Origin of the sequence: Pedobacter sp. MR2016-19 (assembly GCF_014947265.1) — a bacterium.
GTDB lineage: Bacteria > Bacteroidota > Bacteroidia > Sphingobacteriales > Sphingobacteriaceae > Pedobacter.
In genome coordinates this window covers 1-17,229 of sequence record NZ_JADCNK010000019.1, presented here as the reverse complement: position 1 = coordinate 17,229, position 17,229 = coordinate 1, and the positions used below count along the sequence as shown (strand labels likewise).

The window sequence follows — 17,229 nt, the reverse complement described above, 5'->3', positions numbered from 1 at the left end:
CATGATCGACATACTGATTCGCAAAACGCAAAAAGTTCGCAACCTTAACTTATCTCAATTATTGGATGGGCATTCCGGTTCGGTAATTGAATATTCAATTGATGACCACGCGGGCCAAACTATATCTAAACACCTTAGTAAATCATCAGCCGCAAACGTACTGTTTATTGACGATGTGGTTTTATCAGGGCTGAAAGATATAACCGCTATTACAGGTTTTTCGCCCTCAAAAAATACGGCTTACAATTTATCCGACCCCGGCACAGACTTTATTTTTGGCAACGATGAAAATGAAGACAGAAATAATTCCGTTACTTCTTGCTGCTATTTAGCTCCTGCGAAATCGCTTGCTGCTGAAACAAATACAGCTTACAAAACAACAGAGTTCTTTCTGATCGCTAATGGCCGCACAAATGATGTTCAGTCAAAACGGATGAATTTTAGCGGCTTTAATTTTGATGGCCGTGAGTGGGCTGGAAATATGATACTTAATTCCGCCGAAGCACTTGCTGCTGATTACGAAACCCTGTTGGCAAGAGAAGGAGAAGAGATCAAATCTGCCGTGCCGTCGCAGTTCAGGATAAAAACCCATCACTATTTTGCCCGGGTTAAATTACCGGCTGATGGCGATCATGCTTTTGAGGGCCCCAAATTCAGCATCATTTGCCCGGTATTTAAATCGGCCTTTGTTGAACAAATGATCAATTCGGTAATTGCACAAATATGGCCCAATTGGGAACTGCTTATCGCGGTAGATGGCCCTTCACCTGCCGAACTGGAAAAGATCGCAATGGTATTGTCGAAAATCAGCGATCCACGGGTGTCTTCTTATATCCAGGTAAACAAAGGTACTGGGCCAACCAGGCATGATCTGGCAGTGCAAGCTACCGGCGATTTTATATTTCCGATTGATGATGATGATATGCTGGTGCCCGACTCGTTACGGCGCTTTGCCGGAGCTGTTTTCGCCAATCCTGAAACCTTGGTATTTCGCGGAAACACACAGATCATTGGGTTGGTAGAACACCCGCTCCAAGCCAGGAAACGCTACATTATCGACGGTATATCAAATGATACCTTTGAGGTTAATCAACCCTATATCATCCAAAAGAAACTATTGCACCAATTGGGTGGATACGTTGCAGATTCCTCATTGCGGAACGCAGGCGAGGATACACTTTTATTCCATCATATCGACCAGGCAGGCACAAAAGTAGGCATGATAAATGCACCTCTTTACTTAAGAAGACTATCTACCCAAAACCTCACACTTGAATTTAAGATAGAGGAAGCACTGGGGCATTTTAAAAATATAGACCATCGATTTACGCCATGGGGCTGGGAAATTAAAGACAGGAAATTTGGACTCGATGGCAACTTCCAAACCGCAATCGCAGCATATACTCACGCTGTTAAAAAGCGGGAGGTGATAACGGCAAATAAGTTTTTCCAATATCAAACAATGAGCGATGTAAATAAACTCGTTATAGATTTGGAGGTCACTTCACGCTGTAATGCTACTTGTGGTTTTTGCCCGCGCTCGGTAATGCCCGATGTGAAATCATTTATCGCCATAAGTACCGTTGAAAACTTAGCCAATAATATTAAAAATGGCCCGCAGCGACTGGTGGTATTGTGTGGTATCGGCGAATCGCTCCTGCATCCGCAAATCGAACAGATCGTCGAAATACTAACCGCCGCAAACGCCTACGTGGCTATGACGAGTAATGGGGCACTGATGAACGAAAACATCTTCAGGCAATTGGTTAAGGCCGGGTTAAAAAGCATTAATTTCAGCGTGAATGCCGCTACCGGATCTACCCATGAGTTGGTGATGGGTATGAAGAACTTCCATAAAGTAAAAGCTAATATAGAACGAGCGCTCGAAATAAAGAAGGAATTAAACGCCGATATCAAAGTGAACGTAAGCTTTGTAGTTTGTGAGCAAAATGAGCACGAGGTTGATCAGTTTGTAGAGAACTGGCGGGGTAGTTCGGCAACGCAGATATGGCTGCACCCCGTGAATAACCGGGCTGGCTTGCTTGGAGCGGGCATGAAATCAGTAAAAATGGATTCGTTCTTTACCAGATATGCCGGCGACCAACGGGTGGTGGTTGATGTTTTTAAAGATCATGATGAAACCGACAACCTTTGTAAGATCGCTAAGAATTTAGCCTTTATTTCTGCAGACGGCACCATGCGCCTTTGCGCGATGGATTATCAACGGGTTACTGCTCATGGTAATATTAACAGCACAACCCTGCAGCAACTGCAATTTGAAAAGCTCTCGGGTTTTATAAAAGGCAACTACGACACTTTATGCGGAAATTGCGATTTCTGCCCTTCTGAACTGAAAAAACAAATAGCACTGCGATGATAAAGGAAATTGTCGAAAACAGCCATTGGGCCGAAATCTGCAAAAGGGTAGTTAAAGATGACGACCTGCGGGAATTATTTGAAAATGCCATTCTAAACATCAAAACGGAAGTTGCTGCTATATGCCTGCGCGAAGCCGAAAACAATGCGCCGTCACCATTAAAATTCCTTTCGAATTACTGGAATGGAAGGCCATCGGCAAATAAAGCCGAGCTTGCAATCATATTTAAAACTTATATCGAGCGCCAAAAGGAGAAGAGCACATCCGTTCCATTCAGTACGCTTATAAACCAAACGGTTGAGCGTATGGTTGCGCAACTGCAGTCAAAGCTTCCGCCGGAAAGTGTTGCTGTAATCTACAATGTCGGAATTTCTGATATTTTAAATGCGCCGGGAAGCCCCGATCCTTTAGGTATCGAATTACAAAAAATATTAGCGGGCCTGCCTCCGGTAGACGCAACAGCTTCAACCAATATCGGTCTGCCTAAACCGGAGAATCACCATAATAAATTTCTAGGTCGTTTTTGCCAGTTCCCTTTCGACTTTGCACAGATAGACCCGTTGGGCCAAATGTATCTATGCTGTCCGCAAACATTACCCGAAGCTGCAGGAGACCTGGTTTCTGATACGTTTATGGACACCTGGAATTCTCCCCGTGCGATAGCCATCCGCGAATCTATTCTTGACGGCAGTTTCAAGTATTGCAGTGAGGCAACATGCGGTTATTTGCAAAGCAATTCCCTGCCCCTAAAAGAGGAAATCAAAAGCCCAAGGCACAGGGAATTTATTGATAATCATATCACCCGCGTTGAGCAGGGGCCGCTTACCATTAACATGTCATACGACCGTTCCTGCAATTTAAGCTGCCCATCTTGCAGGAAAGGCATGGTAGTACTTAAAGGAAAGTCTAAAGAAAATGCCGAAATCATTCATGACCGTGTAGTAAACCAGTCGCTAAAAAATGTGAAGGAGTTGATCATCACCGGTAGCGGCGATCCTTTCGGTAGTCAATTATTTCACTCATTTTTGCGCAGTTTTGATCCGTCTACAGCCTCCGGACTTCGCATTACGTTATCAACTAACGGTCTTTTATTGACACCTAAAACCTGGGGATCTATTTGTAATACAGCCGTTGCTAAAATAGACATTTCTGTTGATGCGGGCAGTGCACCCACTTATATGCTGAACCGCGGCGGAAACTGGGATGTACTATTGGAGAACCTCGATTTTGTGGGCGAATTAAGAAGAGCGGGAAAGATAAAATCCTTTGAATTGCATTTTGTAGTGCAGGAAAATAATTTCAGGGAAATGAAAGACTTTGTAGAGATCGGACTGAAGGTTTCTGCAGATTTTATTTGCTTTAAGCAAATCCTCAATTGGGGCACTTACTCAGAAGAAGAATACCTAAGCCGGGCCGTGCAGCTTGTTTCGCACCCCTTGCATCAGGAGTTTAAACAAACTATTAAGGATCCTATTTTTAGAATAAATACCGTGTATATGCACGATTTGAACATGTTGGCAAATTCATAAATTTTTTCGATGGATCAAACAAGCAGCAGGGATATCTACCCTCTTTTATTGCCACACGTCACTGTCATACAAAACGAATTATATTTTGGCAGTCAAAAGTTACGCCCTGTCACAACTGAAGAGGAGCAGGTATGCCGGCTATGTAACGGACTAACCTCTCTAAAAGATATTTCAGCGCATGCAGGTGCAGCATTGCTCACAGAATTGACCCCTTTTATAGTTGAACTTCCATTTCCGTTAGTTCAAAAAGTCGATCGTAACAAGAGCCAAAAGGTGCTGGTGATTGCACCTAATCCGCAAACAAGCTATCTTTCTGTTGGAGGTGCCTGTTTAAAGTGGCAGGATAAGGAAATTCTAAATCTTATCTGTTTTTCGAATACTGCGGATTGCACACTTACTGGTTTATTTAAAAGTGATGAGGAAATATCAGCCATAAGGCACGATGAAGCGGAGATCTCTGCGAAGCTTTGCAATTGTACCAACAAGTTTTTAAACTATCCGGATTTTAATGTTAGAAAAGGCCGATGGGATACAGGCTCCATGCCCGGTCTGCCTGCCGACCTTGCAGCAGCGCTGAAGTATGCTGTGTACAATGTTATCAACGAGTTCAAGCCTCAAATTATACTTGCCCCGGCGGCGATCGGCAATCATCCTGATAACGCGATCTTGCACAATATCATTCTCGATTTTTTTAAACACGACTATTTTCCTGGTATCGATTTTTTCCTTTACCAGGATTTTCCTTATGCGGCAACTTACAATCTGATCGATGATTTTTTATGGAAAACAGAATGCTCTTTTGTAAAGATTGCTGACCATTTTGAAGACGTTAGTGCGCAGATAAGGATTAAGGAACTCTTTTACGATATCCATTTCTCTGCGTTCAACCCGGTTAACCGTTCGCTGGTAAGTCACATTTTGAAAAGAAATATTACTGCTTCTACCCTTACACCTGGCGAAGAAACAGAAGGCGCAGAGCACTTTTATAAACTGATTCCCTTTAATTAATAACCAATGGATTTTATTCTACTTGTTGATGATCAAGATATTACAGAGAACTCCTCCAAGCTGATCAGTAAAGCGGGGCTTGAAAAGATTGAATCAATTTGTAAAAAACTGGTTAACGGTAACACCATTGCAATAAGCGTTTATGTGCAAATGAAGTTGGCCTTGCATAATACCCAAAATACAATTGATCATTTTGCCTCATGGAGTTACGCCCGATCGGTAAATCTGTTTTTTGTTATATCGCTGGAAGATCTATATCCTGAAATAATTGCCTACATCAATTTCAGGGGATTTGGCAACCTGGTAATAACCTGCAATAACGAAGAAGAAAAACTGGCCGCTGTCAGCAAAATAATAGGCAGCTTTAACGCTGCGCACCCTGAGTCGAAGATCAATATTTCAATATGGCCCGAAAGCAATGAGGGGCTTTATACTCATCGCAGGTTTATCGAATTAAAAAGCTCAAATATCAATATTGGCGAACCTTTGTTTGGCCCTGCAAAAGCAAGCAGTCCTTCGTTACCTGAAGAGGTTACTTCCCAATTTAAAGGTTCTTCGCCATGCTGCGAAATAGCTAATAAAACCATTGTCATCAACTCAAAAGGGGAATTGCTGATGTGCCCATCTGGTGTTAAAGGAATTGAAGCTGGGGTTAACTTATTTGAAAACAGTTACGAACAGTTATTAATGTATAAGGGTATGTGCGCCGTTTTGGCCGGGAAAACAAATACGTGCATCAACTGTGATTATAAAGGTCGCTTTCAGTGGGAGAAGAAAGCAGGATCACAGGTAGAAGAATTGATAAATGCCGGTAGATCAATAGGAGGTGCGGCTCCATGGAATGTGTTTAAAATGGAAAACATACCCCAGTGCAACGTACAAGAGTTAGGAAGCAGCGAACAAGACGTATATCTCGAACAGTTCAAACTACGGTTAATTAAATGGGCCACACATGATGCTCAATTACCAAATCCCGGAAGTAATTTACCTTTCGTATCAATAGAAACTCCTGTTTTTAAAGGTGCCTGGCTTATTCCATGTATCGAATCTGTACTGTATCAAACCTCCAACCGTTGGGTTTATTATCTTTTGTGGGATGGAGGTGACGCCCTGTCACGACGCATATTGGATATCGTGCAGGACTTGGATCATCCCAAACTGAGAGTTTTCTTCTTCCCCAACCAGGGAATCGCCCGCTCGCGCAATGCACTAAGTGCCGCTGCTGTTGAAGATTATATCATACCACTAGATGATGATGACATGTTAGGCGCTACAATTGTTGAAGACCTTTCCAGTGAAGCGATCTTAAAACCATGGGCCAGTATTATCAGGGCAAAGCGTCGATACATTGATGAAAATGGAGTTTTGGTTGATATGGACGAGTGGTTCCCTTTTGAGAACCGCAAGTACCAGCATGGCATGGTGACCGATTTGCATAACCATTGCCAGCCTACCTTACTTAGCCGCAAGGCATACGCTGCCACCAGTGGCTGGGAGGGTTTTTCCGACTTTTACTATGCCGGTGAAGATTGTGATATCTACTTAAAGCTTGAAGAAAAGGGTGCTATCGAACTTTACGACAAAGTGCTATACTACTACAGGCTGAATTCTAAACGCACAAGCCACTTGCTTAAACCTGAAGGTGCATATGAAATGTGGAGACGCCTGGCCGATAAAACGATAGACCGCATCGGCCTTCCGCTGCAACGGGTAAACGCGCAACCGCCATTTATTTATGAGCAGAAGCCAATACCTGCTTTTACAAAAGACATGATTGATTTTGTTATTGCTTTTTACGAAGCTGATGAGAAAGAACTACACTACGCGCAAAGACGGCCCGTTTCAGGGCAGATGCCGCAATATTTTGAACTGACAGGTTACACTTCCTTCGTGCAAAAGTTTCCTGCCGAATTGGTTCCTTTCTCACGTATTGAATTAAGCTTTAGTTGCGAACAACATGTTGAAGGTGCGCTGCAGATTCAAATAACAAGACCAGGTACAGGTGAAGTTGTTGCTGCAGGCAAGGCAGAATGGAAAGGAAAACAGGAAATTTCAAGAGCCGTATCTATTCCAATCGAGTGGGTAACACAGCCCGGCGGTCAGGATCTCAACTTGTCACTTACTTTCATGCCCGCCCGGCATAATTCGGCAACTATCAAGGTTTTATTTTATGAGTTGAACGAGCCGATACTCTTTGCCAGGGTTTTCAAATTTGAAAAAGGTTACTCAAAAAGAATCCTTAACAGGTGCATCCAATCTTTACATAAGATTGGTATAAAGGATGATGCTATTTACGTCATCGATGAAAAACGGTCGAGCTCGGTTAACCGCAACAACGGCTTTAGTTTGACCAAACGACCGTTGGTTTGCTTCATGGACGATGATACCGAGATCACATCCCAAGAATCTTTGGATACCATGCTAGCCGTAATGGCTGAACACAATGCAAGCCTTATCGGTCCGCGACTGATAACTGAGGACCAAAAGATTTTCTGCGCCGATCCGTTTTTTAACGAAAAGCAACGGCCGGTACCCCGCGGAATTGGAGAAAGTGACGACGGCAGATATCAATATATTTCAGAAGTGACCTGGCTGCCCTCCACATTTCTAATCGTAAAAAGAGAAGTAATGATTGCCGTAAACGGTTTTGATGAAATGTATGAAGGAAGCCAAATGGAAGATGTAGATCTCTGTTTGAAGGCCCGTCGCCGGGATTTTAAATGTGTTTATGCCGGTAATGCCAGTGTGTTGCACTATAATAATCAAAGAAACGATCGCTTTGCTGAAAACTATCAGCGGTTTGTTCAACGATGGGGCAATCACAAAGATCTTTTTAAGCAAATAAATTCTGCGAATTGATGAGAATACTTGTTATTACCGAATATTATAGAAGCTTCTTCCGGAACGGGTCTGAAGTGTTTGCGCATTTGTTGATCCATGAACTTTGCAAAATTCACGATTTGACCTTGTTGGCACGCGCTACTGATGATGCTGATCCGGGATTGCACATTGCTGTACCTGATGACATATACAACACGGTGGATAACCTGAAGCACTTCCTGATCACCAATGTCAACCCATACGACTTCGATATCATCTACAATCTTGGCGGGCTACACTTTGGCTGCTTTATCGTAAAATATTTGAGAGAGCAATTGCCGGGATTGACCATTGTAAACCATTTTCAATTATTGTTTGCGCCTTATGGGGGCATCGAAAAAATGTCGGTTGCAAAGCAAAACCTGCTTTCTAAACCGCAAGTAGAAGCTGCTTCGGGTGCCGCTCTCAATATTTTTATCTCAGTTAATGAGCTTTGCAGTGCGTTTAATCACGGGTTTAAACTTTCATCAGCGGTAGCCGTAATCAGCAATGGCATCGAAATAAGGGGGCTTGAGGTTAACAGGAGCAATCCCACGTTTCAGATCCCGTTGATCAATGGTTGCAAACCGATTGTTTTTTTAACATCCGGCCGCTTTTCTGAATATATCAAAGGTGCCGACATTGCGTTCCGTGCCTTCAGAAGGTTGGTATGTGATAAAAAAGACGTCTATCTTATCGCTATCGGCCCTACCGAAAAGTTTGAGTTCTTACTTAAAGATGTTCCTAAGGAAAACTATCATCTTCTAGAGTGGCAAACACGGGAAGATCTAGCGAATTTGTTTACGATTGCAGATGTGATGCTGGTGCCATCAAGGTATGAGCCCTTTGGGATGATCGCTGTGGAAGGCATGGCAGCGGGCTTACCCGTTATTGCCAATGATACTGGCGGATTAAGTGAGATTGTCAATCATCAAAAAAATGGATTGCTTAACCGTGGCGGAAATGGTTGGTTAGGGTTTTATAAGTGCATGCATGAAATAGCATTCTCTCCTGAAAAACTGGCGGCGATGTCGCAGCAGGCAAGGGAAGCAGTGGTTGAAAAATACAATATAACCCATATCGGAATGGAGGTGGACAAACATCTTCGCCGCGCAATGATATCACACAAAGTACTTGAACCGGGTTATACCGATAAACAAATCATGATTAATGAATTCTAATTTTTCTGATATGGTGATCAATGCGGCAGCCTCACTCTGGGGAGCCGAACCGCAACATAAATTAAATGGTACCAACCATGATATTTATAAGGTGACGATCAATGCAGAACCGGCGGTAATGCGTGTTACCCCGGTTGAGCACCGCGATATGGATTCTGTACTGGGTGAGATTGAATTTATGCAATTTATGCGGGGCAAAGTGCCTGTTCCAAAAGTGATCCGATCTGCTGATAATAAGTTGGCTGAACAACTCTGGATAGACGGTCAACAGGTAATTGTGTGCATGTTTGAACTGATTAAAGGGCTGCCTTTAAACCGGGATATAATTGCGCAAACAGACATTATTCAGCTTTGGGGTGAAACGATGGGTTCGCTCCGTAACTTTAGCAGGCAATATGATTCCCAAAAACATTATTACCGGAGATTAGACGGAGATGTGCTGATAAATTTTGCCAAACAACGGATAAAAAAAGAACCACATATTCTTGAATTGCTGAAAAATAAATGGGCCGAAATACAGTCAAGCCAGCTTATTCAAAATGAATGGGGCGTAATACACGGCGATCTTACGCAATCGAACATGCACTTTTATGATAACAAGCTTTATATGTTTGATTTTGATGAGTGTATGCTGGCCCCATATTTATACGATATAGCCATAACTATCCACGTAACGCTTCTTAGTTTAGCGGGCAAAGATAACTATCAAACATCCGGTGAGAACTTTATCAAAAACTTTCTGACAGGCTATAAAAAGCAATGCAAAACTGTAGTAGACACCGCTTCTCTGATGCTGCTGATGGATTTTTATAATATGCTTATTTATGTCTATATAAGTCAATTTGCTGATCATCCTTTTAAAGCACATGTATTAAATGCAATGAAAACCGGCAGTTTGGCAGGCCTGGACATAAACAAAATAATTTGCGAACTAAATGATAAACATGACTGACGAACAAAAATTTCTTTTTGACCTTAACGGCTTTTTAGTTCTTGAAGACGTAATCCCCGCTCATGAATGCGAACAAATTAAGGACCAGATATTTAAAATGAAATTTACTCCAGAGCTTCTTCCGGAAGAAGAGCGTTGCGTACCGGGCGGACATTTAGCACAGTTGATCAACCCTCCGAAAGTTGTCGCCGTGCTGAATACTCTTTTGGGTCCACATGTAAGAATGGATTATGGTTATGTAATATGGCGCGAGAAAGGAGGCCGGCATCCAATGGACCTTCATCATGGGGGGCCTACACCCGAGCCAATGTTCCGGTATTTTAACAGCAACGGCAATATTTATTCAGGGATGCTGCGCGTAGTATATGAATTCAATGATGTTGAAGCAGGAGACGGTGGAACATGCTTTTTACCCGGCAGTCATAAATCAAATTATAATGTACCACAAAGTATGGTTTCGCTGAAAAATGGAGAACAGTCACCATTTTTACACCACATAACATGCAAAAAGGGCTCTGCCATCATCTTTACAGAAAATGTGGCCCATGGCGGTCCAATCTGGCAAAATGAAGGTAAGCCGAGAGTATCTGCATTCTTTTCTTACAACCATCTTGGTATGCAGTTTCATAAACCGGGTTTCAACACGGCGGTATTAAACTCGTTAACATCAGACCAGCAACAATATTTCAGGCCGATATGGATGTATGACTTTGAGAATGATAAACCAAATTTCTAGTAATTTGAATATGATCTGATCCTAACCTATGACCTGATAAACCTTAACCCACAAATCAATGAATGAGCCAAAAATGCAAATTATAGCCGCCTACGGCGACTTCCTGGTTGACGCTTCCGGACAAAAATATTTTGACCTCTGCATGGGTTATGGTTCCGTTTCCCTCGGACATAATTTTGCCGGCGTTATGGAAGAGCAAGTAAAGCAGCTTCAGAATTACAGCTCGCCGGGCTTTGTTGAAACGGAAATATTTGCGCAGGCGAAACAGGTAGTGGAAAACTATATGGATGGTTATTATGTTTACGGATTTTATAATTCAGGCGCAAACGCAGTTGAAATCGCAGTAAAGATGGCTCTGACTTCAAAAATGCGGCCTAAGATCATCAGCTTTGCTAAGAGCATGCATGGCAAAACCTTGTTTGCAAGCCAGCTCGGTTTTGACTCCTATCCAGGTACACCGGATCAAATAATTAAGATCCCTTTTGTTGGTGAAAAAGACGAAAGCGATATACTCAACATTTGCGAAGAACATATGCGATCTGGCAATGTTGCAGCTGTGATTATAGAACCTATCCAGATGAGTGGGGGCGGTTTTAAAGCGTCTCCGTTATTTTATTGTCGTTTAGAGGAGTTAGCTGCGCATTACGGTGTGATCCAAATATATGATGAGATCCTCATCGGGTTTTACAGAACAGGCACTCCCTTTTTCCATAAAACCTATGGCCTGAAACCCGATATTGTTTTAACCGGAAAAGCAATGGGTAACGGTTTTCCGGTTTCCGCAATTTTACTAAAAGACGATTTTGTTATTCTTCAACAGTTTCGTGGAGGAGGTACTTATTTTAACCACCCCCTGGCATGTTCATCCATAATCGCCACCCTGAATGCTTTTAACCAACTTGATGTGGCTTTACATATCGCCCGCATAGAAGATTGTATTTTAAAGCATTTGCCTGCACATGGCTTATCCGGTAAGGGCGCGTTATGGAACATTGATATGGGGTCTCCTGATAATATGAGCGCGGTTGTCAACGAGCTTTTGGCTAATAAAATTATCGTTAGCTTTTATGATAGATATATCCGGTTATTCCCTAACTACCAGGTTGATCTGGAACAGCTGATCAATGCCTGCCAAATAGTCAAGCGATACTTATGAGCATTCTTGTTGGTAATACAGTTCTACATTGTTTCAAGGCGCAGCATGCTGACATGCTGTACAGCCTGATCAATCGTCAGGAGGTTCGTATGGGGATGAGTGATAGCGCCAAAATTCCTTACGAAAGCCATCTTAACTGGGTTAAGGAGAACCTGATTGAAAGCAGCAAGGTTCATCTTTTTATGGTTATAAGTAATGACGAGGCGCTGGGCGTGGCATTGATCAAGAATCTTACCAATGATTCTGCAGAACTCGGTATAATGGTTGCTGATACTATAGACACAAAAAAAATGCTACTTACCAGCAAGCTGCTAACAGGGATTTTATTTTATGTTTTTCATAAAATGCATTTCCAAAACTTAGAGATACGTATCCTCCCTGGAAACGAAAATTCATTACGTACAGCTAAAAAGATCGGGGCTGAATTACAATGCCAGGATGAAACCTATCAATATTTTTTGTTAACAAAAACGAAATATAAATCTTACCCATTAAATAAGTTGCTGGCTAATCGCTATAAACCGATCATGATAAATCACGATTAGCGCATCATCCGCCACAGCTGATGACGTAAAAGCGCCATTATCATGGCTTTTATCCAAGGTGTTGGTCCATGACGTATTCAATCCCTTCAAAGTCAACCCGGAATTCATCGCCGATATCTGGATACTAGATATCATGATGCCGCAAAAAGACGGCTATAAGCTGGCTACCGAAATCAGAAAATCGGATCCCATATCCTGATTATCTTTTCGAGCGCAAAAGCCCTTACTGAAGATGTGGTGATGGGATTTAAAAGTGGTGGAGATGATTACCTTAAAAAACCATTTAGTATTGATGAACTGCTGGTACGCATGGAATCTCTTTTAAAGAGATTTGGACATACGCAAAAGGAAGAAAATGAACTCGTTAGAAAATACCAGTTCATGAATTGTGAACTCGATCCGGTTGCCCAAAGATTAAAAACTTCTGTAGGTGAATATTCACTTTCTTATAAAGAAACCGTTCTGCTCGAATTACTGTTGAAAAATCGCAATAGCATTTTGGAACGGCAGGATGCTTTGATCAAAATATGGGGAGAAGACAGTTTTTACAATGGCCGTAGCATGGATGTTTTTATGGCACACCTGCGCAAGCTTTTAAAAAGCGAACCTGAAATACAGATCATCAGTTTAAGAGGAGTGGGGTATAAGCTTATCTGTTGATTTTAATTAAAATAAAAAGGATAAGGTTTCACAACTTGGTTATTTAAAGGCCTAATAAATAATTGTGGTTAACATTTTTCCGATATACCTTAAAAGTAAATTTACTTTATAGTCTAATCTACACTACAGGTGAAGATGGCGAATCGTAAAGTCCACTATAGATATTTAAAAGCAGCTTATTAATTGAGTTTTGGTTGCAAGGATAGTGCTTTATTGATAGAACTAATGCTTGCGCCAGTGAGGAACAACTATTCTAATATTTACATATTAGTTTGTGTTAATTGTATTATTTTAATTCATATCATGAATTTTACATGTACAGATTTGTTTTGATAATTAGATTTAGATATGTTTATGTAAATTAAAATTACTATGAAAAAATTATTTATTATCGCTTTTGTTATCTGTATTGGAATGTTGCATACAAATAGCGTTTCTGCTCAAGTTGGTCCAGGTGGCGGAACTGGAAATTCCATTTTTGGATTAGGATTTAGCAAGGTTACAACAGTGTGGTGGCCCTTGGAAAGTGCCGATTACAATGCTGGTTTCAAATCTGCATTTAACGATATTGATGCTTTTACTACATATTTGGCTGATGTAGGGACTGTATGGGTACAAGAAACTGTTAATGGGAAAACACAAACAGTAGCTAAGCAATCTTTACAGATTTCCGGTCCTGCCTATGATGATTTATTGCGAATGATTCAGGTTTACTATGATAGATCTGAAAACCCTTTGATGGGAAACCAGGATTACAGAAGGGGATTATATGAGGCAGCTAGTACTTGGTCATCAATATGTTTATATGTCATCGTTCCATCGTAAGTCATTAAATAATCAGGAATAAATTATATTAAGGTCGGAATATTCTCTTCGACCTTTTTATATAATATAAGCATGCCAAATCAATTGATGGAGGAACCGATGATCTCATTTGTTATCGATAAAAATTTAAGGAGGTTTTTCCTGTCAAAAAGAAGGGTGATAAAACGATCACCCTTCTTAAAAAAAAGTCTTATGCCTCCAGGATATTCACTATCCTCACCAAGCTTTTCTTTCTTAATTTTGTATCTGCTAAATTTTAATATGTTTCCTCGCCAGCAATGCCATTAATGTTTTCCATTGCTTATGTTTTATAGGTGTAATCAATGTTCTCCATTGTTTTCTGGTAGTACTGTTTCTGGCGATTATTCCGATTGCTGTTGTGGATTATCTGCAAGCCGTTCAATAAGTGCTTTAGCAACAGGCCCTGATGATAATGGATTCTGTCCGGTAATTAACAACCCATCAATTTCCACATGGGAAAGGAAGGGCACTAAACTATTTTTTATTTCAGCCCCCAGTTCTTCTATTTTTGTTTGCAGCAGATAAGGAACATGGTCACCACGGCCAACCATCGTTTCTTCTGTATTGCTAAAAGCCGAAATCCTTTTGCCCTTTAAAAAACCAGGACGTATGTTTTCGGCACTAAGCAATGCTGCCGGACCATGACATACCGCTGCCACGGGTTTGCCAGCGTCTAAAAAGTCATGAATCAGGATACCGCTATTATTGTCGACTGCTAAATCCCAAAGTGGCCCATGCCCGCCGGGATAAAACACCGCATCATAGTCACTAGCCTGGATCCCGTTCAAGGTGCTGGTATGCGAAAAGGCGTTTTTTGCATGATCATCATCCTGAAATCTACGGTTAGATCCGGTAATGTTTTCAGTTAGCTCACTCATTGCGTCTACTGGCGGTCGTCCTCCTTTAGGGCTCACCAGATCTACCTGATAGCCTGCATCAATAAATTCATAATAGGGATCGGTAAATTCGCCAAGCCATACCCCGGTTTTATCTTCAGTGTTCTGCATGTCGCGATGAGAAGTCATCACCATTAATATTCTTTTCATAATGTATTATTATTTTATGTCTTCAGGATCAAGTTCATTACCTTCTTCATCTACACGCTGGTGTTCATCCCAATTGGAATCTTGTGTATTTTCAGTTTGCTGTTCTACATTTTCCTCTTCTTGTTCTTTTGGATCTTTCATGTTTTTCGGATTTTAGTATATACAGATAACAAGTTTAAGCGACTAATGGTTCGCAAAAGCTGAAAAGAAATGCTTAACAGCATAAAAAAAAGATTGGATTTTGATAATACACACCTGTTTTAACCCCATGATCTAAAATTGCCTTAATTGTTTAAACCTTATCGCCATTTGCATGTTTTATTAAGAAAAACGATTATGAATGATAACATTATTATGAATGATAACATTGAACCAAGAGACACGGATGCTGAAGACCGCAATGGCCAGTCGCAAATAAGTCCGAATGAGGAAAAACAAGTTGATGACAATGAAGTACAGCGTGGCCTTACCGGCAAAACAGATGATGAGGAAGATGTTGGTGGAGACCTTGCAAGTAATGCTGGTGGAACTACTTAATTATTAGGTATGAAGAGCCTTTGTTCCTCAATTGGCGTATTTTATTTGTCTATGCCTTTTCCCACTTTTCCTAAAATAGCGCAACTTTCTCTACGCATATTTTGAGACATTAGCATTAATGTGTGGGATTATATATGGTTGGCGACTAGACAATGTTTAAATTCTTATTCAAGAAATCCTGCGCACTTCTTAAATCGGTGTTAATCTGTTCCTTGGTTAAATCAGAAATTGAATGCAGTGGATCATCTGTAAATTCGCTCACTAAACTAACTTCCGCTTCAGCGCCATTAGCCTCGGTATTTCCAATAATATTAAAAATCCCTTCTACTCCCTCGTTAACAAAGCTATACTTTATTTCAAATTGTTGTTTGCCTTCTGTAGGGATCTCTGCAATTTCTCTATATTCACGTGCCTGTATGGTTTCAAGGCCTTGTTTCACTAATTTTATAGCTTCTGTTTTTTGCTCTTCTGTCATAATCCATTAATTAGATTTAATGGTTAACATTTAAGAAAGACTAAAGTTTGATTTTAAGAGACACGATTGTAGAAAACAGCAGTTAGCATATCAATTTATGATATAATCGAGTGTATTGGAAGCATAAATTTGCTGGTTTTGCATTGCTAATAATTTATAGATCATGAAAAGGATTCATTATTTTAGTGCTCAGTTGTTTAAAATTAATGGCACAATAATTCCAAAGAGAGATATAAAACTAAAAAAAGATGCTTAAGAAGTTGCTCTCCGTAACCCTGTTCGTGTTACTGTTTTTCCGGGTATTAGCCCAGCCATTTTCGCTTAAATCCACAAATGAAACGAAACCTTTCAGGCTGGATATTTACTTTGGTACTGATGGTAAGGGCGCATTTGTCCAATATCATGGTCAGCAAGGCCTTATCGCTTTACAGCTAAAAACCTTAAGCAGCCAGGAAAAGTCAGCGCAATCCAAAATAACTTATGTATGGGATGAGGTGATTGGAGGAAAGGCAACCGGCAGTTACGGACTTACCCGGGAGGCTGGAAAATTATCAGGTGTATGGTACAAACGGGCTAAAGATGGCAGACGTTTTCAGTTGGAGCAGATCATAGCACCCGGAGACGAAGTAAGAATTGACAAGTATCTTCTTCATGACGTACTGATTTCCTTCAGGCATACATCCGACAACCTGCTCACCTTCAGTTATAGCGATGGTAATACAATTAAAACCCAGCTTCCAGGATTTGATCATCCAGATCCACAGCGGCATGGCACGATTGCCGATTACAATTTCGATGGTTTTGAAGATGTTGCATTTTCCATACCAGACGCAGGTATGGGGGTTTACCGCACTTTTAGTATTTATCTGTACAATCCCAAATCGAAGCGTTTTAGCATACTTGCTGAGCCCAATGCACCCCAGGCGAAATGTTCAGGCTTTTGTGATGTGGTACTGGATAAAAAGAATCGGCTATTAATGTCCTCATGCCGGGGAGGGGCAACCTGGTGGAATGATATTTACAGTTTCTCCCATCACAATAAGCTCATTTGGTTAAGATCAACTAAACAGCAGTAAAATATAGCCAAATTTTCTGGCCATGATTCGCCAGGCCAACCGGTTAATGATTATCGCCTTGCTGTAAATTAGAAATCACTGTTCACGGATTTTCATATCTGTGTCCATCCTTTTTATCTGTGGTTAAATTATTTTTGCTGGTGCCAGGTTTAAACCCGCTTTAAGGTGTTTAATATTATTTGGAAAAGCTGGGTTCGGTGCTTTTAGGTTATGAAAGTCCTGCTCTCCCTCCAAGTCCTCGCTCAT

General features: G+C 41.1%; 16 protein-coding genes. 13 read left to right on the top strand and 3 right to left on the bottom strand.

The features are described from left to right. The first annotated feature begins 1 nt into the window (after window position 1). The 11 genes from IM793_RS19600 (at window position 2) to IM793_RS19550 (ending at window position 13,828) form a co-directional block, all read left to right on the top strand. Window positions 2-2,377 carry a radical SAM protein gene (locus tag IM793_RS19600; protein ID WP_193424280.1) on the top strand — a complete coding sequence of 792 codons (2,376 nt, stop codon included), beginning with the start codon at window positions 2-4 and terminating at the stop codon, window positions 2,375-2,377. Beyond that, window positions 2,374-3,906 (top strand): SPASM domain-containing protein, encoded by a 1,533-nt coding sequence (locus IM793_RS19595; RefSeq protein WP_193424278.1) that lies wholly within the window; start codon window positions 2,374-2,376, stop codon window positions 3,904-3,906. The genes IM793_RS19600 and IM793_RS19595 overlap by 4 nt, the downstream gene beginning before the upstream one ends. 9 nt (window positions 3,907-3,915) lie before the next feature. Further along, window positions 3,916-4,914, top strand: coding sequence for a PIG-L deacetylase family protein (locus IM793_RS19590; protein WP_193424276.1), 999 nt, complete (start codon window positions 3,916-3,918; stop codon window positions 4,912-4,914). A gap of 6 nt (window positions 4,915-4,920) precedes the next feature. Beyond that, window positions 4,921-7,773, top strand: a complete 2,853-nt coding sequence (locus IM793_RS19585) for a glycosyltransferase (RefSeq protein ID WP_193424274.1) — start codon at window positions 4,921-4,923, stop codon at window positions 7,771-7,773. After that, the gene (locus tag IM793_RS19580; protein ID WP_193424272.1) at window positions 7,773-8,954 is read left to right on the top strand and encodes a glycosyltransferase family 4 protein; all 1,182 of its coding nucleotides are present in this window, start codon (window positions 7,773-7,775) and stop codon (window positions 8,952-8,954) included. The genes IM793_RS19585 and IM793_RS19580 overlap by 1 nt, the downstream gene beginning before the upstream one ends. After that, the gene (locus IM793_RS19575; protein WP_193424270.1) at window positions 8,944-9,906 is read left to right on the top strand and encodes a phosphotransferase; all 963 of its coding nucleotides are present in this window, start codon (window positions 8,944-8,946) and stop codon (window positions 9,904-9,906) included. The genes IM793_RS19580 and IM793_RS19575 overlap by 11 nt, the downstream gene beginning before the upstream one ends. Continuing rightward, on the top strand, window positions 9,899-10,642 hold the full coding sequence (locus tag IM793_RS19570; protein ID WP_193424268.1) for a phytanoyl-CoA dioxygenase family protein: 744 nt from the start codon (window positions 9,899-9,901) through the stop codon (window positions 10,640-10,642). The genes IM793_RS19575 and IM793_RS19570 overlap by 8 nt, the downstream gene beginning before the upstream one ends. A 58-nt stretch (window positions 10,643-10,700) precedes the next feature. Then, the gene (locus IM793_RS19565) at window positions 10,701-11,798 is read left to right on the top strand and encodes an aminotransferase class III-fold pyridoxal phosphate-dependent enzyme (RefSeq protein ID WP_193424266.1); all 1,098 of its coding nucleotides are present in this window, start codon (window positions 10,701-10,703) and stop codon (window positions 11,796-11,798) included. Beyond that, on the top strand, window positions 11,795-12,343 hold the full coding sequence (locus tag IM793_RS19560; RefSeq protein WP_193424264.1) for a GNAT family N-acetyltransferase: 549 nt from the start codon (window positions 11,795-11,797) through the stop codon (window positions 12,341-12,343). Before IM793_RS19565 ends, IM793_RS19560 begins: the two co-directional genes overlap by 4 nt. Before the next feature lie 240 nt (window positions 12,344-12,583). Further along, a complete protein-coding gene (locus IM793_RS19555) occupies window positions 12,584-13,003 on the top strand; it encodes a response regulator transcription factor (RefSeq protein ID WP_193424262.1) in 420 nt (139 codons plus the stop codon). Window positions 13,004-13,375: 372 nt separating this feature from the next. Then, window positions 13,376-13,828: a hypothetical protein gene (locus IM793_RS19550; RefSeq protein ID WP_193424260.1), complete on the top strand. Its 453-nt coding sequence runs from the start codon at window positions 13,376-13,378 to the stop codon at window positions 13,826-13,828. Between the two features lie 362 nt (window positions 13,829-14,190). On the opposite strand, the gene IM793_RS19545 is transcribed toward IM793_RS19550, so the two are convergent. Both IM793_RS19545 and IM793_RS25030 read right to left on the bottom strand, forming a co-directional pair. After that, a complete protein-coding gene (locus IM793_RS19545; RefSeq protein WP_227256324.1) occupies window positions 14,191-14,895 on the bottom strand; it encodes a type 1 glutamine amidotransferase domain-containing protein in 705 nt (234 codons plus the stop codon). Between the two features lie 9 nt (window positions 14,896-14,904). Next, window positions 14,905-15,036: a hypothetical protein gene (locus tag IM793_RS25030; RefSeq protein ID WP_255512124.1), complete on the bottom strand. Its 132-nt coding sequence runs from the start codon at window positions 15,034-15,036 to the stop codon at window positions 14,905-14,907. 195 nt (window positions 15,037-15,231) lie between these two features. Between IM793_RS25030 and IM793_RS19540 the strand changes: the two genes are divergently transcribed. After that, complete coding sequence (locus IM793_RS19540) at window positions 15,232-15,432, top strand: hypothetical protein (RefSeq protein WP_193424258.1); 201 nt, start codon at window positions 15,232-15,234, stop codon at window positions 15,430-15,432. A gap of 145 nt (window positions 15,433-15,577) precedes the next feature. Here the strand turns inward: IM793_RS19540 and IM793_RS19535 are convergent, their stop codons facing one another. After that, complete coding sequence (locus tag IM793_RS19535; RefSeq protein ID WP_193424256.1) at window positions 15,578-15,907, bottom strand: hypothetical protein; 330 nt, start codon at window positions 15,905-15,907, stop codon at window positions 15,578-15,580. 248 nt (window positions 15,908-16,155) lie between these two features. Here IM793_RS19535 and IM793_RS19530 point away from each other — a divergent pair, with 248 nt between their 5' ends. Beyond that, window positions 16,156-16,983, top strand: a complete 828-nt coding sequence (locus IM793_RS19530) for a hypothetical protein (RefSeq protein WP_193424255.1) — start codon at window positions 16,156-16,158, stop codon at window positions 16,981-16,983. Window positions 16,984-17,229: the final 246 nt, after the last annotated feature.